The 18,194-nt window shown below is 44.3% G+C and carries 14 protein-coding genes; 7 read left to right on the forward strand and 7 right to left on the reverse strand.

Annotated elements, in window-relative coordinates; translation table 11 throughout:
* Positions 1-36 precede the first annotated feature (36 nt).
* Complete coding sequence (locus OCU90_RS09720) at positions 37-801, forward strand: AraC family transcriptional regulator (RefSeq protein ID WP_061025487.1); 765 nt, start codon at positions 37-39, stop codon at positions 799-801.
* Between the two features lie 31 nt (positions 802-832).
* Here OCU90_RS09720 and OCU90_RS09725 read toward each other — a convergent pair whose 3' ends face one another.
* Entirely contained in the window at positions 833-4,003 is a 3,171-nt protein-coding gene (locus OCU90_RS09725) for an HD domain-containing phosphohydrolase (protein WP_099426172.1), read from the reverse strand.
* 450 nt (positions 4,004-4,453) lie between these two features.
* On the opposite strand from OCU90_RS09725, the gene OCU90_RS09730 reads away from it, so the two are divergent.
* The 5 genes from OCU90_RS09730 to OCU90_RS09750 all read left to right on the forward strand — a co-directional run bounded on the left by OCU90_RS09730 (position 4,454) and on the right by OCU90_RS09750 (position 9,070).
* Positions 4,454-5,425, forward strand: coding sequence for a tripartite tricarboxylate transporter substrate binding protein (locus OCU90_RS09730; RefSeq protein WP_061025484.1), 972 nt, complete (start codon positions 4,454-4,456; stop codon positions 5,423-5,425).
* A 245-nt stretch (positions 5,426-5,670) separates the two neighbouring features.
* Positions 5,671-6,171: a tripartite tricarboxylate transporter TctB family protein gene (locus OCU90_RS09735; protein ID WP_004733594.1), complete on the forward strand. Its 501-nt coding sequence runs from the start codon at positions 5,671-5,673 to the stop codon at positions 6,169-6,171.
* Positions 6,172-6,181: 10 nt separating this feature from the next.
* Positions 6,182-7,702, forward strand: coding sequence for a tripartite tricarboxylate transporter permease (locus OCU90_RS09740; protein ID WP_004733593.1), 1,521 nt, complete (start codon positions 6,182-6,184; stop codon positions 7,700-7,702).
* Between the two features lie 191 nt (positions 7,703-7,893).
* A complete protein-coding gene (locus OCU90_RS09745; RefSeq protein WP_054547684.1) occupies positions 7,894-8,652 on the forward strand; it encodes a sulfite exporter TauE/SafE family protein in 759 nt (252 codons plus the stop codon).
* Positions 8,653-8,878: 226 nt separating this feature from the next.
* Positions 8,879-9,070 carry a hypothetical protein gene (locus OCU90_RS09750; RefSeq protein WP_004733590.1) on the forward strand — a complete coding sequence of 64 codons (192 nt, stop codon included), beginning with the start codon at positions 8,879-8,881 and terminating at the stop codon, positions 9,068-9,070.
* 171 nt (positions 9,071-9,241) lie between these two features.
* Here OCU90_RS09750 and OCU90_RS09755 read toward each other — a convergent pair whose 3' ends face one another.
* The gene (locus OCU90_RS09755) at positions 9,242-9,655 is read right to left on the reverse strand and encodes a VF530 family protein (protein ID WP_004733589.1); all 414 of its coding nucleotides are present in this window, start codon (positions 9,653-9,655) and stop codon (positions 9,242-9,244) included.
* A gap of 423 nt (positions 9,656-10,078) precedes the next feature.
* On the opposite strand from OCU90_RS09755, the gene OCU90_RS09760 reads away from it, so the two are divergent.
* The gene (locus OCU90_RS09760; RefSeq protein ID WP_061025482.1) at positions 10,079-11,239 is read left to right on the forward strand and encodes an HD-GYP domain-containing protein; all 1,161 of its coding nucleotides are present in this window, start codon (positions 10,079-10,081) and stop codon (positions 11,237-11,239) included.
* 134 nt (positions 11,240-11,373) lie between these two features.
* Here OCU90_RS09760 and gnd read toward each other — a convergent pair whose 3' ends face one another.
* The 5 genes from gnd to OCU90_RS09785 form a co-directional block, all read right to left on the reverse strand.
* Positions 11,374-12,822 (reverse strand): decarboxylating NADP(+)-dependent phosphogluconate dehydrogenase, encoded by a 1,449-nt coding sequence (gnd, locus tag OCU90_RS09765; RefSeq protein WP_004733587.1) that lies wholly within the window; start codon positions 12,820-12,822, stop codon positions 11,374-11,376.
* Between the two features lie 28 nt (positions 12,823-12,850).
* Positions 12,851-13,567 (reverse strand): 6-phosphogluconolactonase, encoded by a 717-nt coding sequence (gene pgl, locus OCU90_RS09770; protein ID WP_061025480.1) that lies wholly within the window; start codon positions 13,565-13,567, stop codon positions 12,851-12,853.
* Positions 13,564-15,066, reverse strand: a complete 1,503-nt coding sequence (gene zwf / locus OCU90_RS09775) for a glucose-6-phosphate dehydrogenase (RefSeq protein ID WP_004733585.1) — start codon at positions 15,064-15,066, stop codon at positions 13,564-13,566. Before zwf ends, pgl begins: the two co-directional genes overlap by 4 nt.
* Before the next feature lie 437 nt (positions 15,067-15,503).
* Positions 15,504-16,199, reverse strand: a complete 696-nt coding sequence (locus OCU90_RS09780; protein ID WP_004733584.1) for a response regulator — start codon at positions 16,197-16,199, stop codon at positions 15,504-15,506.
* A 69-nt stretch (positions 16,200-16,268) separates the two neighbouring features.
* The gene (locus OCU90_RS09785) at positions 16,269-17,921 is read right to left on the reverse strand and encodes an ATP-binding protein (RefSeq protein WP_099426173.1); all 1,653 of its coding nucleotides are present in this window, start codon (positions 17,919-17,921) and stop codon (positions 16,269-16,271) included.
* Positions 17,922-18,194: the final 273 nt, after the last annotated feature.

Raw genomic sequence — 18,194 nt, forward strand, 5'->3', positions numbered from 1 at the left:
ACAGTAGAACAACAAACATCAAAATAAGGACAAATCATGTTGATCGATGACAACACACCTTTTTATGTTGATGGAATGGCCTATCCCTTTGTCGGCATTGCCGCCCAAGTCGGCAAGCACGATTCTGGTATGCATACACACAACCGTGCACAATTGTTATTTGCACCACACGGTTGCATCAGTATTACCCTCGACGGAATGCATTGTGTGTTGCCGCCCACCAAAGTTGCCTGGATACCCGCGGGAATTGAGCATTGTGCAACCATGACCAATGTCGTGGCCTATCGCTCGCTTTATTTTGATCCTCTTCGCATTAAAAACTTGCCTGAAGAGTTAAGTATTCTTAACGTCACACCACTACTAAAGGAGTTGATCGAACGAATGGCTTTTTGGGATTGGGATAAACCTAGTGAAGAGCAACAAAACACATTGGCGTTGTGTTGCGAGGAACTTTCTTACGCAGAAAGGAACGAGCTAACGCTACCTTTACCCAAAGATAAACGATTAGCGTTGTGGTTAGAAAAAGTAAAACTAGGAACACAGTTACCTCAACCACTCAATGAAATGGCCAAGCATATTGGAGCAAGCAGCAAGACCGTTAGCCGATTATTCATCAAAGAAACGGGGATGCCTTACCAAGCTTGGCGTCAACAATGGAGGCTGTTAAGTGCCATTGAGCAATTGTCAGAAAAAAAGAGTGTCTCTGTGGTTGCCCACGAGTTAGAGTTCTCCAGTGACAGTGCGTTTATTCATTTCTTTAAGCAACACACCGGAGAAACCCCCACTCACTACATGAAGTGAGGTCAGCAGTCATTCATGCTTTCTAGCAAAGTTAAGCAGCGACGCCTTCAACTACATATTTTGATAGGTCTACATGATCGATCTGTTCCGGTTTTAAATACGTTTCGGCATAACGGATATGTGTCCCGCTAGTTAGAAACAACCTAAACAGTTCTATATCGAGATGCTCGTCCAACGCCATTTTGTACATGATATCGACAGCAACACTAATCGGCTTCGCTTTCTTGTACGGCCTATCCGCAGCGGTTAGCGCCTCAAAAATATCCGATATCACGAGAATACGTTCTGGAATTGAAAGATCGTCGCCAGTTAACCTCCTTGGATACCCAGTGCCTTTGAGTGTTTCATGGTGCGTCGAAGCATAGCGAGGAACACGGCTTAGTTCTTTAGGGAATGGCAGGTTCTCAAGCATCTTAATCGTGCCAAGCATATGCTCATTTATCTTGAATCGGTCTTCAGCAGTTAACGTGCCACGTGCAATGCTCAGATTGTAGACTTCGCCTAAGTTGTATAGGTGCTCCGGCACATCCATTTTGATTTGATATTTCGGGTCGAACTCTAACGGCCTATCTCTTTTCACTATATGTTCAGGCTTATCACTTAACAGCAGCTCTGTCGCTGGCAAGCTTGAACTCGATTCTCGATTCAAGGCTTCTATCGGCGATAGACCAAGTTGGTCATCAAAATTACGCATCCAAGTCGTCTCAGCGATCGAACGAATACGAGCAACTTTGTCGTCACTCATGAACTCACCACCAACGTTCGACGTAGCGATAAAGGCAAAGTCATCTTGTAGCTGCTGCTTCGTTGCCGTAAGTTCATCGGCTATCAGTTGCGTTGATAGCGTACCATCAAGTTGTTTTCTCAAAGCGGTGATTTCCGCATCACGCCAAAGTACTTCAAATCGAGTTCTCACCTCGTGGATTCGGTTGTAGTTCGCTTCTAACTTCGTACCTTTATCGACGATGTGTTCCGGTGTCGTGATCTTGCCACAATCATGAAGCCAAGCCGCAATTCTAAACTCACGGCGTTCGTCATCATTTTTAAACTCAAAGTCTTTGAAGTGCTCAGACTGCGATTGTTCCGCCGCGTCAGCCAGCATCAAGCCGAGTTCTGGTACACGATTACAATGCCCTGCCGTATAAGCGGACTTATCATCGATCGCTTGAGCGATGAGCTTGATAAACGACTCAACAAACGCCTCTTGCATCTGTTCATGTCGTTTAATCTCCATAGCCATATCTCTTACAGCAACAGATAATTCCCACACTTCTTTGATTCGAGTATCAAGAATTGTCACGTTGTCATAATCACGCAGCTTAACCTTATGAGTCTCTTCCTCTAATTGGCGAATTGGATGCACTATCGGCGCACCAAAAACCCAAGCAATAGGCAACGTCAAACTCATCAGTAACACCGTTACACCAACAGAGGTTGCTAGACGTTTATTGACTGTACTGAAGACTTCAGATTCGGGAATCAATACCGCAAAATACTCAGAGTAGTGTTCGCCCGTGTCTATTTTCTTTAAATAGAGATGCTTGATCTCGCCATTCAACTCTACCCTTACCATACTGCCTTCAACCGTTGCTTCCTTAGTCAAATCATAAAGTTCAGTATAAGGAACCGTCGTATTCGTATTAAAGCCGGTATCATGCAGCCACTTTTTCGCTAAGGCATCAAGTTGTTCACCACTTAACTTACTGATAGCTTGATCAATGATTGGGAGCAATTGTTTATGCTTGCTCTGCAGCACCAAATGGAATTGGTTTGAGTAGTTCTGTTTTAGATCTTCTAGAGTCCCATTGACAACAAGGCCTGGCTGGAAAAGCCTATCTAATGCAAACGAGAGTACGGGTTTTGCTTCTAAGAAAGCAAAGTTCTCTTCGCTTTCAATTGAATTAAATGCAGACTCTAGGTTTTCAAATTCAACTAAATCAATGTTCGGAAAATCCTCTCTCAACTTAGGAATAATTGACCACCCAGATAAAATGGCAACTTTTTTACCCTCAAGCTCGGCATAATTAGTGACAACCTTCGCGCCGACCCTTGTCACAATAGAAAATGGCAATTCATAAATTGGAGTCGTGTATAGACCATCTATGCCATTATTTTTATAATGTTGAACCGATTGCAGGCCATCAATACTTCCTTCTTGAAACTTACTGACAAGCTCGCCCCAAGAGAAACCATTAACAAATTCAAACCTGATCCCTGTCATCTCACCAATCATTTTGAGAAGGTCTATCGCATAGCCGTTTGGTTTTCCCGCCACTGAAAAGTCCATCGGCCCCCAATCATTTTGATTAGACACTAACAGCGGAGGGGTATCGTTAACCAAGGCTTGCTGCTCAGACGATAGCATCAATGTTGATACATCAAACTCCGATTCCTGATTGTTAACCTTGAGGTTAGACGCAATAATATTACCCGATTTCGAATATAAGAAAGACTCAACCTTACTGTCTTCTGCTAAGCCAAGCGCCGTACCTGATAGTTTGCTAGCCAAAGAAGACAACACAATATCAATACCAATCACATGTTGAACTTCAGATTCGATTTTCGAATCAAACGCTAAAGAATAAGTTTGCCCGGTAATTTGTAAATGCTGGAAAAGATATGGCTGAGTTTTTTCGACCGACTGAACATTGGCAGAAACATACCAAGGCCTGGTTGTTGGAAGGTAGTTGCTCTGCTCCGTAGTTGAGTTTCTTAGCGTAAACTCTTGGTCAAAATATTTCGTCGTACGGACGCGCTCCTCCCCTATATTATGAATCTCAACCACAACCCAACGGTCCGTTTGTTGTGCACCGATTTTTTCTCTAACGACAGGGGCAGATTCTAGATTAATAATTTGGAAGAAGTTTTCATTAGATGAGCCAATGTAAATACTATAAAAGAGAGGGTTATCTTTAATTGCTTCTGAAAGAATACTACGCGACTCTTCTTTCGATATTTTGTTACTTATAGAACGTTTCACTGAAGAAAGTAAACGCGCGGTATTGGCTGCGTCAGAATCAACCGCGCCGATATAGTTACTCAGCTCTTGGGACACCATCGTCAACTTTGATAGGGTATTCTCAGTCGCCATTTTTTTACTGAAGTAATATTGCAGTGAAACCGCAACAACAGCGGTAAGAAATGTCGCGAGTAAAAACATTCCTCCAACAGTAAATCGTAACGAAATTTTTTTGTCTGTCATTATTCGATCCTTGAATAACCACTAGCTCAGAAATGTAACGTGCCAGCTATAATCATATTATTACAGTAGCACTGCACACCTAGCAACATATTATTCTATATATTAAAGAGCGCCTCTCCATATCACTCTTTGTGTCGCAATAAGTACCCTCTTTAATGATACACAGCAGTATATAGCGACCAACAGTCAAAAAAATTGTTCACATAAACTCAAGAAAAACCTAGTTATTATTGCTAGAAGAATCCTACAGCCACCTCCCCGTGAACTTTATGAACAATATTAATCCAATGTTCTTTATTCTCAATATCGCCGCATTACAGACATTTCGTTAACACACCGTTAACTTTAACGTCATCTACTAAGCAATACCCTATTCGTGTATTTAGTAGCTGGATATAAAACATAAGTTTCTCTCCATTGAAGAGATCCCCTACATAAGGAACGTGAACCATGTTCAAGGCACTGAAACCTACTCTTGCGGCTTCTATTATCGCAGCAACCTTTTCTTTCAACACTTTTGCTGCTGACGTAGAAAAAATCCACTTCCTAATCCCTGGCGGCGCTGGTGGCGGTTGGGATATGACAGCTCGTGGTACGGGTGATGTATTGGTGAAATCAGACATCGTAGAAAATGTCTCTTTCCAAAACCTTTCTGGTGGTGGCGGCGGTAAAGCGATTGCTCACCTAATCGAGACGGCTCAACGCCAAGAAGACACGCTAATGGTGAACTCAACGCCTATCGTTGTTCGTTCACTAACGGGGATCTTCCCACAATCTTTCCGTGACCTAACACCAGTTGCAGCAACTATTGCCGACTATGGCGCAATCGTTGCGTCTGCTGATTCTAAGTACAACACTTGGGATGATGTAGTAAAAGAGTTCGAAAGCAACCCACGTAAAGTGAAAATCGCAGGCGGCTCGGCTCGTGGCAGCATGGATCACCTTGTTGTAGCGGCAGCGTTCAAAGGCGAAGGTTTTGATGCGAAGAAAGTGCGATACATTGCTTACGATGCAGGTGGTAAAGCAATGGCAGCTCTATTATCTGGCGAAACACAACTGCTTTCGACAGGCCTTGGTGAAGTGCTAGAAATGTCTAAATCAGGCCAAGTAAAAGTATTGGCAGTGACGGCGCCAAAGCGTCTTGACGCTGCACCTAACATCCCAACACTGACTGAGTACGGCAACGAAACCGTATTCGCTAACTGGCGTGGTTTCTTTGCGGCACCTGGCACAAGCCAAGCGAAGATCGACGAGTGGAATGTAGCGCTTGGCAAAATGTACAAAACCGATGAGTGGCAAGTGGTTCGTGACCGTAACGGTTGGATCGACAACTACAAAGCTGACAAAGATTTTTACGCCTTCCTAGAAGATCAAGAAAAACAGATGGGCGACCTAATGCGTGAGCTTGGTTTCTTGAAATAACCAACAACCATAGAGGGCTTATGTGCCCTCTTACTCTTTCCTTGTTTCGCCGTGCATGAGTTAACTTCAAACTCCTTTGTTTATTCGTAGACGTATTACTAACGCTTGCCGATTCGTTGTAAACGCAAGTGGCTGATAAACCAGTACCGTAATTCGCTTACCTTTGGTTAGTGATCCCAGACATTTCATTGACTCGCTCATGTACGGCTTTTTTACTTTTTATACCACCCCAAATGGAGTTGGATATGTCGGACTTACCAACCAAATTTCTGAGTAAGGAATCTTTGCTTTCGAAGGATCGCATCGGAGCCATGCTCTTTATGCTTGCGTGTTTATGCTATGGCTACCAAACCACGCTGATTCCTTTGTTCCCCGGTGACGAGTACGAACCCTTCACAGCAAGAACCTTACCTATCCTGCTAACGTTTATCGGCATTGGCCTTTCGTTGATCCTGCTTATAACCGGACAACCGGATAAAAAAGTCACATGCGACACTACGCCGCTGAACTGGAAACTGCTTATTGGCTTCTTGGTGTTAATGGCTTTATACGGTGTTGGGCTGACTTATCTTGGCTTTGTTTTAGCAACCAGCTTCTTCTTACTTGCAGGCTTTTACCTACTGGGTGAGCGCCGCAAAGCTGTCTTATTTGGCGCGTCGTTTCCTTTCGTTATCGCGTTCTTTCTTTTATTAACTCAAGGCTTAGATATCTACCTAGAGCCTGGTTTAATCTTCACTCTTTGGTAGGGATAACATTATGTTAGACGGAATTTTACAAGGACTTTCGACCGCCGTGATGCCAATGAACATCATGATGGTAATTGTTGGCTGTTTTGTTGGTACCTTTATTGGAATGCTACCGGGACTCGGTCCAATTTCAGCAATCGCGTTGATGATCCCGATTACATACGGCCTAGACCCTTCTTCTGGCCTAATCTTGATGGCAGGTGTGTACTACGGCGCAGTATTTGGTGGCTCGACGTCATCAATATTAATCAACGCTCCGGGTTGTTCTTCAACAGTAGTAACCGCATTCGATGGCTACCCGATGGCACAAAAAGGCCAAGCTGGTAAAGCACTTGCACTCGCAGCTTACTCTTCTTTCACTGGCGGCACGCTTTCGGCAATCATGCTTTTGATTGCAGCTCCGGCTTTAGCCAGCGTGTCATTGAGCTTCCAGTCTTCAGACTACTTCGCATTGATGCTCTTAGGTTTATCGGCAGTAGCAGCGTTTGCGGGTCCAGGTCAGGTAATCAAGGCATGGATGATGACTATTCTTGGTTTGATGCTATCTACTGTTGGTATCGACAAAGGCGTTGGTGTTGAGCGTTTCACGTTTGGTCTAACAGACCTGATGGATGGCTTTAGTTTCCTACTTCTTGCAATGGCAACCTTCGCTTTAGGTGAGACTTTAATGGGTATTTTGAAACCAGAGAAAGATACTAGCGGTGAAGAAAGCCAAAAGATGGCTGATATTGGTAGCATGAAAATTACCAAAGAAGAGTTCAAAGAAGTGGCGCCAGTTTCGATTCGTTCTTCAATTCTCGGCTTCTTTACGGGTGTTTTACCCGGTGCTGGTGCGACTATCGCAGCGTTCTTAAGTTACGGTATGGAACGTAGCCTTGCGCCAAAAGACAAACAGAAAGAGTTTGGTAAAGGCAGTATTCGTGGTCTTGTTGCTCCTGAATCTGCAAACAACGCAGCTTCGAGTGGTTCATTCGTTCCGCTACTGACGCTTGGGATTCCCGGCTCTGGTACTACCGCAATCATGCTTGGCGCCCTAATCGCATACGGTATTCAGCCGGGCCCTCGCTTGTTTGTTGAACACCCAGATGTATTTTGGTCAGTAATTATCTCGATGTACTTTGGTAACATCGTACTGGTTATCTTGAATCTGCCTTTAATCCCTTACATCTCTAAACTGCTCGCGGTACCAAGAACGGTACTACTGCCAATGATTATCTTCTTCTCAATCACAGGCGTGTACTTGGTGTCTTTCAACACGATGGATGTTTTTGTAATGCTCATTGTTGCGATGGTTGCGATTGCGCTGAGGTTAGCTAACTTCCCACTTGCCCCATTACTCCTAGGTTTTATCCTTGGTGGATTAATGGAAGAGAATCTACGACGTGCATTGATGATCAGCGATGGCGAGCTGAGCTTCCTATGGGAACGACCAATCACGATGACGTTCACTATTCTGGCTGTGCTGGTACTATCTAGCCCAATCTTAGTAAAACTATTTAGAAGCTTTAAATCGAAGCCAGTAGAAGTGTAAAACTCTACCAATTCAACGAAACCTCAACGAAAGGAGCCATTGGCTCCTTTTTTCAATTAGGTGCTCAATTTGAACCAAAGGTTAAAGATGGTAGCAAGCTCACAAACCTACCTTTACAACACACATGACACTGATATTCGTAACGAAATCAAGTAAGGTAAACGGTCATTTAACGCATTGGATTCAAAACTATGGATTGGTTGATTCTATTCTTATCGGGAGTGATTGGCGGTGTGCTCAACTCAATTGCGGGTGGCGGTAGCTTCATCACCTTCCCTGCGCTTTTGTTCGCTGGAGTTCCACCAATTGCAGCCAACGCGACCAATACCTTTGCTTCATGCGCTGGCTACATTAGCGGAGCCTACGCGCTACGCCACGAAATTCAATCTGGTACTAAGCAGCTAAAACTGACCATTGGTTTGTGTGTCATTGGCGGCGGCATTGGTGCATTTTTACTGCTGCACACACCAGAAGCCCTATTCACTCAATCCGTACCTTGGTTACTGCTATTTGCCGCTTTGCTTTTCACGTTTGGTGGCACACTCAATAAATGGCTTAAGCAAGCAACAGCAAAACATAAGCACGCCACCAGCGCAGGAGTATTCTTTTCTGCTTTATTGCTTTTGGTCGTGTGTATCTATGGTGGTTACTTTAACGCAGGTTTGGGGATAGTAACGTTGAGTTACTTAGCTCTGGCTGGTTACACCAACATCAACGTAATGAATGGCATCAAACTGCTCGTGTCTGCGTGTGCATCACTCGCGGCAATCGTGTTCTTTGTTGTGAATGGTTCGATTGATTGGCCGTCAGGCATGGCCGTTTTGTTTGGGACATTGGTTGGTGGTTATTATTCAGCAAAAATCTCTCGCCGCATCCCTCAACAATATGTTCGTACCACAGTGATCATCGCGAGCTTTTTGATCACCGCTTACTTTTTCTATGCTAATTAGACGTTCGGTTTAATAAGGCTTGCAACTGGAAAGATAAAGCAAAAAGACTCCACTCTTCTCATACCGATTTCGCTATTTTATTGCTTATAAAATAGCCAAAGCAAAATGTGTGAGGCGAGTCCTTCAATTAGCAAATTTGATAACAATTTAGACTGTTTTTTAGCCTTTATTTTGCCAAAGGTGGGATAATTCTCCTGTCGAAAGTGAGACTTCATTAGGAGGCGTTATGAACATTAAACTCGGTCATGTCATGTCATCAAGTCGACTCATTTGCTTTGTCGCTTTTCTTGCTGCCACATTCGCGTGGATTCTAAAAATGCCCGCTCTGTTTTCTGTGTCAGCGCTATTCTTACTGATCAGCGCCATTGTTTATGTCGTTGACCTTTGGAAGAATCAAAGAAAGAACCGCGAAGCTTAAGACGAACGACTAAGCGACACGCATTAAAAAAGGAGCGCTTAGGCTCCTTTTGTATTTTGCAGTCAAGGCTTTGGCTATCTGACGATGCTCAACTTACGCCTTTACATAGCGACGTTAAAACTAACGACGTCCTTTTACTAGCGACGCATTTCTATTAACGACGCCCTTTTGCTAGCGACGGAAATTACGACCGTTACCGCCGCGACGCTCTTTAAATGCAGACGCTGCTTTAGCTTGTGATGCTAGAATCGATTCAACCGTCAATTCCATTGGCTCACGAGGTTCTAACCCATGGCGGAACGTACGTGAACGCGGAGGCATCTGGTATTCGATATCTGAAGCTTTAGGCATGCGCTTGAAACGGTAAAGGTAGAAGTTCTCAACCTTCTCACGAGCCCACTCTGTTTTCTTCAAGTACTTAACGGCGCTTGCTACTGTCGGCTTAGTGTTAAAGCAGTTCATTCGCATTGCTGCATCCAAAATTTCCCAACCGTAATGATCCACTAATTCAGTGATCATAGTATCTAGCTTTAAGCCGTGCAGTGGGTTGTTTTGTTGCAGTTCGATTCTTTCTTCTTCAGTCATATCTTTACCTTTTCCAAGGCAACTAAAGGCCTTGAATATACTCTAGAACACCGTCATCACTGACCATATCTAGCTCAATCATTTGGGCATATCATCCATTGCCCTTATCTATGCCTTTATGATGGCATAAAGCATGCTCGTTATCCTATTTATCTTTCAATTTAATTTTAAAATGGTCACTTACCATCCTGATGTTGCGTGTAATACAGCCGCACCCTACTCAAAAGGGTCTCTCTAGAGATCCACCAAACTCGCTTAAGTTAACAAAAACCATGATAGAAGAATGAAATATCCCTACTTTACCAATGGAATTTAAACTTATTAGAACGCAGTGTTGCTAATTAACAGTAAGGTGCTATGTTAGAAGTGGTATAGAAACCTACTAATAATGATATTAAACAATGATATAACTATAAATAAAGGTTGGCTTTGACCATGTTTGACTACTCCCAAATCAGCAGAGTAGCTGCCCAAGATAAAGACATTATCGCCATCGTTGATGATCTCTTTCGGCTAGCTCGCGAACATTACCCCATTCTGTCTAGGCTCTCGGTTGTGCTATGCAACGAAAATAGAGCGTCGAATTACTTTGTTTCGGATACTCTGTGCCAAGAAGCCGAACATCGCCATGTCGAGCAAGAACTTACGCCAGAATCGGCTTTGTCGCGCATGTCTGAGTCTTTAGATACCCGGATCATCAACGACCTCACCACCATTAGCTCAACCAAACAAATATCTCACCTACTCGATCTCGGTCATCAAAGCAGTTATACAACACCAATTCATCATCAAGAAAGTAATCTTGGGTTTGTGTTTATCAATGCTTCATCAACAGGATTTTTTGCTAACCAAACTATTCAGTGTGATATCGCCTATCTCACTCAAGTCATCTCTAGCCTTTTCGTTCAGTGGTTTGAGCGCCAGCGTCATTTTCAGTCCTCTTTAGCGATCGCTTTAAATATGGGTCATGCTCGAGACCCAGAAACCAAAGAACACCTAATTCGCATGGGTAAATACAGTGAACAAATTGCTCGCACTCTGTCGTACACCAAAAGGGAAATTACACACCAATTCATTCATCGAATTCGGTTGTATGCGCCCTTCCACGACATAGGTAAATATCGAATTCCAGATAAAGTGTTATTCAGTAGCGCGCGTTTCAATGAAGAAGAAAGAAACATCATGAACAATCACACCTTGTATGGCGAAGAGATGATTGATGACGTGGTTGCCCTTTCCCACCACAGCTCGATGTGCAGTGAAGAGATTCAATTCATTAAGAATATTGTGCGCCACCATCATGAACGGTTTGATGGCTCTGGATTGCCTGATGCTTTGAGTAACACAGCGATACCACTCGAAGCTCGAATAGTGACATTAGCCGATGTATTCGATGCGCTGATGAGCAAAAGAGCTTATAAGCACGCGTGGTCACTCGATGAAGTGATGGAATACATAGAAGCGCAGAACGGTTCAATGTTCGACCCAGAGTGTGTCGTGGCTCTTAAACAGAACCTAGACGGCTTTATGGCAATTCGGGAGCAATACAATGACGATGCTCAGCCGCATTTAATGACAGCTTAAACTATGGCACCTTTGTTATTCAGGCCTAAGTAAGAGAACGCGAACCAACAAAAAAGGATGCCAATTGGCATCCTTTTGTTTTCTAGTTTTCAGCTGAAAGAACGAACGTGTTCTTTACTGATTCTAACTAACGATTATACGTCGTAAGTTGTAGAAGCAGTGTCGCCGCCTGTACCAGTCCAGTTTGTGTGGAAGAATTCACCACGTGGACGGTCAGTACGCTCGTAAGTGTGAGCACCGAAGTAGTCACGTTGAGCTTGTAGAAGGTTCGCTGGAAGACGAGCTGTAGTGTAGCCGTCTAGGAACGTTAGTGCAGAAGTCATACATGGCATTGGGATACCAGATTCCATAGACTTAGCTGCAACTTTACGCCAAGCGCCCATGCAGTTGTCTAGGATGCCTTTGAAGTATGCATCTGAACCTAGGAAAGCGATCTCTGGGTTCGCTTCGTAAGCATCACGAATGTTGCCTAGGAATGCAGAACGGATGATACAACCGCCACGCCACATAAGAGCAACGTTACCGTAGTTTAGATCCCAGCCGTTTTCGTTCGACGCTTCACGCATTAGCATGAAACCTTGAGCGTAAGAGATGATCTTAGAAGCAAGTAGAGCCTGACGGATTGCATCAACCCACTCTTGCTTGTCGCCTTCAACTGGAGCAACAGTCTTGCCGAACAGTTTTTCAGCTTCAACACGTTGGTCTTTAAGTGCAGATAGGCAACGAGAGAATACAGACTCAGTGATTAGAGTCAGTGGGATACCCATGTCTAGTGCGTTGATACCTGTCCATTTGCCTGTACCTTTTTGGCCAGCAGTGTCTAGGATCTTCTCAACTAGCGCTTCACCGTCTTCATCTTTGTAGCCAAGGATGTCAGCAGTGATTTCTACTAGGTAGCTGTCTAGCTCAGTTTTGTTCCAGTCAGCAAATACAGCCTGCATTTCGTCGTGGTTCATACCTAAGCCATCTTTCATGAACTGGTATGCTTCAGTGATAAGCTGCATGTCACCGTATTCGATGCCATTGTGAACCATCTTAACGAAGTGACCAGCACCGTCGTTACCAACCCAATCACAACAAGGCTCACCTGCGTCAGTTTTCGCAGAGATACCTTGGAAAATAGGCTTAACTGCTTCCCAAGCTTCAGGAGAACCGCCTGGCATGATAGAAGGACCGAAACGAGCACCTTCTTCACCACCAGAAACACCCGTACCGATGAAGTGGATGCCTTTCTCGCGAAGAGCAGCAACACGACGGTTTGTGTCTGGGAAGTTAGTGTTACCACCATCAATGATGATGTCGCCTTTGTCTAGAAGTGGTACAAGCTTGTCGATGAACGTATCTACAACATCACCAGCACGAACCATAAGCATCACTTTACGTGGCGCTTCTAGTTTCTCAACTAGCTCTTCTAGAGAGTAAGCACCAACAATGTTAGTACCCTTAGCTGGGCCTTCTAGGAACTCGTCTACCTTAGCAGCAGTACGGTTGTGAGCCACAACTTTGAAGCCGTGGTCGTTCATGTTTAGGATAAGGTTCTGACCCATTACTGCTAGGCCAATTACACCGATATCACCTTTCATTATTTTATCTCCTTGCGGCTATTCGCACTTATGCGATAGCACTTGCTGCATTTGAATCTAGGAACCACTCTGTTTCGCCAGTTTTAGACTGGATTTTCGCTGCCGGGTAAGGCAGTTCTGAAGCAGGAGTTGTATGAATTTCTTTAACGATCTCAACTTTACCTGCACCCAGTACTAGGTAGCTGATTCGTTTTGCTGCTTCTAAAACTCTCGCTGTTTTAGAAACACGGATCTGGCCCGACTCTGGGTGAGAAGCTAATACAGATAGGTTCTCATCTTGGTAGTCAGTTGCACCCGGGAATAGTGAAGCTGTGTGGCCGTCTGCGCCAACACCTAGCAGGATCCAATCGAATACAGGCGTGCCGTTTTCAGTTGGAATCACGTCTGCCATCTCTTTTGCGAAACGCTCTGCTTCTGCTTTAGGCTCATCTTCACCACGGATGCGGTGGATGTTCTCTGCAGGAAGATTGACTTGAGTAAACAGCAGTGCGTTTGCTTCGCCGTAGTTGCTTTCAGCATCATCAGGTGCCACGCAACGTTCGTCGCCCCACCAGAAATGAAGGTTATTCCATTGAATGCCTTCTGCGTATGGTGCTTGAGCTAAAAGCTTAAAAAGCATTTTTGGCGTGCTGCCACCCGACAGTGAAATGTGAACAGGTTTACCCTGCTCGCTGTATGTTTTCATTTCATTTGCTAGGTTTTCAACGACCAGTTCAGGCGTTGCAAAGATCTTGTGATTGATCATAGTTCGCAGTAATCCGTGTCTGTTAAGTTTTTGCATGGGAAACGCCATGCGCGGCCATCACGCTGCAGAAGCTCATCGGCTTCTTGCGGGCCCCAAGTACCACAAGCATAGCCAAACAGTGCTTGAGGGTCTTGTTTGAGATCTAAGATCGGTTGAACGTACTTCCAACATGCTTCTACTGCATCGGTACGTGCAAACAGAGTCGCATCACCGTTCAGCGCATCAAGAAGAAGGCGCTCATAAGCCGTCAGCATTTGAGTTTCAGGCAAGTCAGAGTAAGAGAAGTTCATTTTCACTTCTTTTGCTTTGAAGCCTGCACCCGGCTCTTTCAAACCAAAGCTCATCTGAATACCTTCATCCGGTTGGATACGGATAATCAGCTTGTTCTCTGGTGCATCTTGACCAAATACTGGGTGTGGCGTGTTCTTAAAGTGAATCACGATTTCGGTCACACGTGTTGGTAAGCGTTTACCCGTACGTACGTAGAAAGGAACCCCATTCCAACGCCAGTTGTTGATATGTGCTTTAAGACCAATGTACGTTTCAGTACGAGAGTCGTCTGCGACACCATGCTCTTCGCGGTAACCAGGCAAGTGCTGACCACGAACGTCTGATGCTGTGTATTGACCTAGAACCAAATCTTTACGCAGGTCGTCTTCTTCCAGTGGTTTCAGACACTGAAGTACTTTAACCACTTCGTCACGAATAGAATCCGCATTGATTTGAGCTGGTGGCTCCATACCAACCATTGCTAATACTTGTAGCAAGTGGTTTTGGAACATGTCACGAACTGCGCCAGAACCGTCGTAGTATCCGCCACGCTCTTCAACGCCAAGGAACTCAGCACCTGTGATTTCAACGTATTCAATAAAGTTACGGTTCCACAGTGGTTCAAACATCGCGTTTGAGAAACGAAGCACTAGAAGGTTTTGTACCGTTTCTTTACCAAGGTAATGGTCGATACGGTAGATCTGGTGTTCTTGGAAGTGATGATGGATCTCTTCATCCAGAGCTTGAGCTGATGCTAGATCGTAACCAAATGGTTTCTCGATGATCAGACGACGCCAGCCGTTCTTTTCATCGTTCAGGCCATGCGCAGCAAGGTTTGCTGGGATCACACCGTATAGGCTTGGCGGGGTTGCCAAGTAGAACAATGTGTTATGGTTTTCGAATTGGTAGTCTTGCTCAAGCTTGTCTAGACGTTGTGCTAAACGAGCGTAGTCGTCTACATCTGAAGTGTTGATCGCTTGGTAATGCAGATGTTCAATAAATGCATTCAGCGTCTCTGGCTCAGTTTTTTCCATTTCCTGAAGAGACTTCTTCAGCTTCTCACGGTAAGACTCATCGCTGTACTCAGTACGGCTCACTCCAAGAATCGCAAAGGATTTTGGTAGTTGATTGCTAGCATACAGGTGGTACAAAGCAGGAATTAACTTGCGGTAAGTTAGATCTCCCGATGCACCAAAAATAACGATGCTGCTGTTTTCAGGTATTACCATCATCTTTCCTATAAAAACAAGGTTTTTAGTATTCGCCAAAGGTATCAGCGACATACGAAAATAGATAATAGGTCTTGGCTATTACATCAATAGCGAGTGCCTATTACACTTGAGAATGCGTTTGGTAAACGAGGGTGAAAGCTATCACCTCTATTCGGGACAGTATTGTCTATGAGTATTTGATTTACATCAACCACTGTGAAAGCAATCGATTAAATATTGACTCATTTCGAACAAATTCTAATCGATAGCTCAGTTCGCCGAGCCCGAGAGTGAAGCAAATCGGTATTCTCAAACATTGTAGTCAAGAAAGAACGGTATCTGGTCGGTGGAGTGAGTAATAATAAATGGAGAGAAAGGCAAAACCAGCCTATTCAACTGGCTTTATATTTATTTGACAGCATCGCGTTTGTCTTGGTGACTTGTTGTCGCTAAATCTATCTTCTAGCTTTGTTGTAGCAGCGTTCTGGGCGGCCTACTGACCCGTAATTTAAGTCAGCCACTAACTCGCCAGTCGTGATTAGAAATTCCAAATAGCGTCGAGCGGTGGTTCGACTTGCTCCAATACGTTCACCTGCTTCATCTGCTGTAATATCAGCAATATCGGCTTGTTGAAAAATGGCTCTAATTTTATCAAGCGTTACGCCATCAATTCCTTTGGGTAATGTTGACACTTTTCCTGAGTCCGCTTTCGCGTTGGCTTGCAGCATCTTATCGACCAAACCTTGGTTCAAATCAGACACACTTTCAAACTCTTGCAACTGCGATTGATATTTTTTCAGCGCCGCTTCTAAGCGAGGAAACATCACAGGTTTTAGCAGATAGTCCACGACTCCACCGCGCATTGCCTGTTGCAAGGTGTCGACGTCTCGGGCAGCAGTAATCAAAATCACATCACAACCCTGATTACTACCACGAACGTGGTTCAAAATATCAAGCCCGCATCCATCCGGCAGATACACATCCAATAAAACCAAGTCAGGCTTTAATATGTCTAATTGCATTAACGCTTCAGACTGCGTGGTCGCAATCCCCACCACATCAAAGCCACCCATCTGTTCTAAATAACGATGGTGTAGCTCTGCAATCGCAATATCATCTTCAATGACCATGACTCTCGTGATTGCGCTCATTTATGTTCTTCCTTTAACCATGCTTTTTCCGTCACGATGATCTTCACTCGATCACTTCGCGCTTAATTATTATTGTGCTTCTTTTGGCAGATAAACCGTCATTCGCGTACCAAAATCGTGGTTGTCGACCATTTCAATTTGTCCTTGATATCGGTCTGCCAGTTGCTTTATCAAATACAAACCGACGCCGCGATTCTGTTTCGCTTTGCTTGATACGCCTTTTTCGGTGAGTGCTTTCGTCGCCAAGTCTTTCGGCAAACCACACCCTTTGTCTTCTACTTCTACGATAATTTCATTACCAAAATCACTGATTGAAACTTCAATAACTCGACGCGCTGGAGTAATTTGACCCTCTTGCTTAATAGCCGTCATAGTGGCATCAAAGGCGTTATCAATCAGGTTGCCAAGAATTGTGACAACGTCATCCGCGTTCAGCCAGCTAGGCAATGCTTCAAGCCTTGAGCCTTCTTCGACTTTGAGCTCTAAACCTATTTCTCTTGCACGCTCCGTTTTCCCCAAGAGCATGCCTGCAATGAGCGGGTCTTTAACGGTTTCACGCAAGAACTCGATCAAGCTTTGATAGTGCGCTGTTTCTTGGCCAATCAGCTGTTGTACTGAATCCAACTCGCCCATCTGGATCAAGCCACTAATGGTGTTGAGCTTGTTTTGATGCTCATGGGTTTGTGAACGGAGTAGATCTGCATACTCTTTGGTTTGTGAGAGTTGGTCTGTTAAATCGTTGATTTCATCTCGTAATCGGAAACTGGATACCGCCCCGACCACCTCACCTGCCACTATAATCGGGCTGCGGTTGGCAACGATTCGCTTATTGTTCAGGTACAGCTCGACGTCGTGGTCGGTTTCACCAGTGGATAACAGTTGCTCTAAATCACTGCCGGCCAATACATCTGAAAGGCGCTGTTGGTTGAGTGCAGACTCTCTATCGATAGACAAAATATCGCAGGCACTCTTATTAATAGAACGTAAAATTCCGTGCTTATCGATGCTCAGAATACCTTCTTTCACGGTACTCATAGTCACATCTAGCTCGACATACAGTCGGCCGATCTCTTCGGGTTCAAAGCCTAAAATAGCGCGTTGAAAGCGACGAGACACATAGCTTGAAATCAAAGCGTTGACCGCAACCACCAGCAATGCCATGACGATCAAAAAGGCTAAGTAAGGTTCAATTCTGTCTTGTAACGAGTCCAACAAGTAGCCAACCGACACCACGCCAATGACAGTGCCTTGTGGGTCTTTAACCGCGGATTTCCCACGGACAGAAAAACCAAGTGATCCTTTGGCCGTCGACACATAAGATTCACCCAACACCAATGCTTTTTGGTTATCACCACCGCGCATGGGTTTACCAAGCCGGTCATCATAAGGGTGAATCAGGCGGATACCTTTATCATCTCCCACAACGATAAACGCCGCGCCAATGAGCTGGGTAAGGTTTCGAAATTTAACTTGAGTTTCTTCAGACAGAACGTAGGGAGCGCCATTAGGGTCCATCGTTCCATTTTCTTGAATAATGCTGGTGACAAGTGGCGATTCAGACAGAAATTCAGCAACACCTAACGCTTTCAAACCCATCTCTTGTTCTTGAGATTGTTTGATATAATAAAACCCAGCCGCTGAAAGTATCAAAAGTTCAACAAGACCAGTGACCGTCATGATAATCAGCAGCCTTTTACGGAAGCTGATACTACTCCATTTCATATTCCACCGTCCCTAGTGTTAGACGAGCAATGTTAACACCAAGTTAATTAGATGACCTTTCTACATACGCGAATTTGTGACTGTTACTCAACTAAATAATTGAGCAGATTATTAATTGATAATCCTTTACGTTGTTCACCTCGATTAATCGTTCGCTTTTAGAACGGATTAGCTTAAAAATCAAAATAAACGAATAAATATTGAGCTAGATCACTAAGCTTTTAGGTGTTTTTTAGGTTGTTTAAAATAAATACAATTATAATAGTTGCATAT

Origin of the sequence: Vibrio splendidus (assembly GCF_024347615.1) — a bacterium.
Lineage (GTDB): Bacteria > Pseudomonadota > Gammaproteobacteria > Enterobacterales > Vibrionaceae > Vibrio > Vibrio splendidus.

Bases quoted from the DNA above. Each gene is read 5' to 3' on its own strand.
- OCU90_RS09735 (WP_004733594.1), top strand. From the start codon at position 5,671: ATGTCGGACTTACCAACCAAATTTCTGAGTAAGGAATCTTTGCTTTCG.
- OCU90_RS09740 (WP_004733593.1), top strand. From the start codon at position 6,182: ATGTTAGACGGAATTTTACAAGGACTTTCGACCGCCGTGATGCCAATG.
- OCU90_RS09720 (WP_061025487.1), top strand. From the start codon at position 37: ATGTTGATCGATGACAACACACCTTTTTATGTTGATGGAATGGCCTAT.
- OCU90_RS09780 (WP_004733584.1), bottom strand. From the start codon at position 16,199: ATGAGCGCAATCACGAGAGTCATGGTCATTGAAGATGATATTGCGATT.
- OCU90_RS09755 (WP_004733589.1), bottom strand. From the start codon at position 9,655: ATGACTGAAGAAGAAAGAATCGAACTGCAACAAAACAACCCACTGCAC.
- OCU90_RS09750 (WP_004733590.1), top strand. From the start codon at position 8,879: ATGAACATTAAACTCGGTCATGTCATGTCATCAAGTCGACTCATTTGC.
- OCU90_RS09725 (WP_099426172.1), bottom strand. From the start codon at position 4,003: ATGACAGACAAAAAAATTTCGTTACGATTTACTGTTGGAGGAATGTTT.
- pgl (WP_061025480.1), bottom strand. From the start codon at position 13,567: ATGATCAATCACAAGATCTTTGCAACGCCTGAACTGGTCGTTGAAAAC.
- zwf (WP_004733585.1), bottom strand. From the start codon at position 15,066: ATGGTAATACCTGAAAACAGCAGCATCGTTATTTTTGGTGCATCGGGA.
- OCU90_RS09730 (WP_061025484.1), top strand. From the start codon at position 4,454: ATGTTCAAGGCACTGAAACCTACTCTTGCGGCTTCTATTATCGCAGCA.
- OCU90_RS09785 (WP_099426173.1), bottom strand. From the start codon at position 17,921: ATGAAATGGAGTAGTATCAGCTTCCGTAAAAGGCTGCTGATTATCATG.
- gnd (WP_004733587.1), bottom strand. From the start codon at position 12,822: ATGAAAGGTGATATCGGTGTAATTGGCCTAGCAGTAATGGGTCAGAAC.
- OCU90_RS09745 (WP_054547684.1), top strand. From the start codon at position 7,894: ATGGATTGGTTGATTCTATTCTTATCGGGAGTGATTGGCGGTGTGCTC.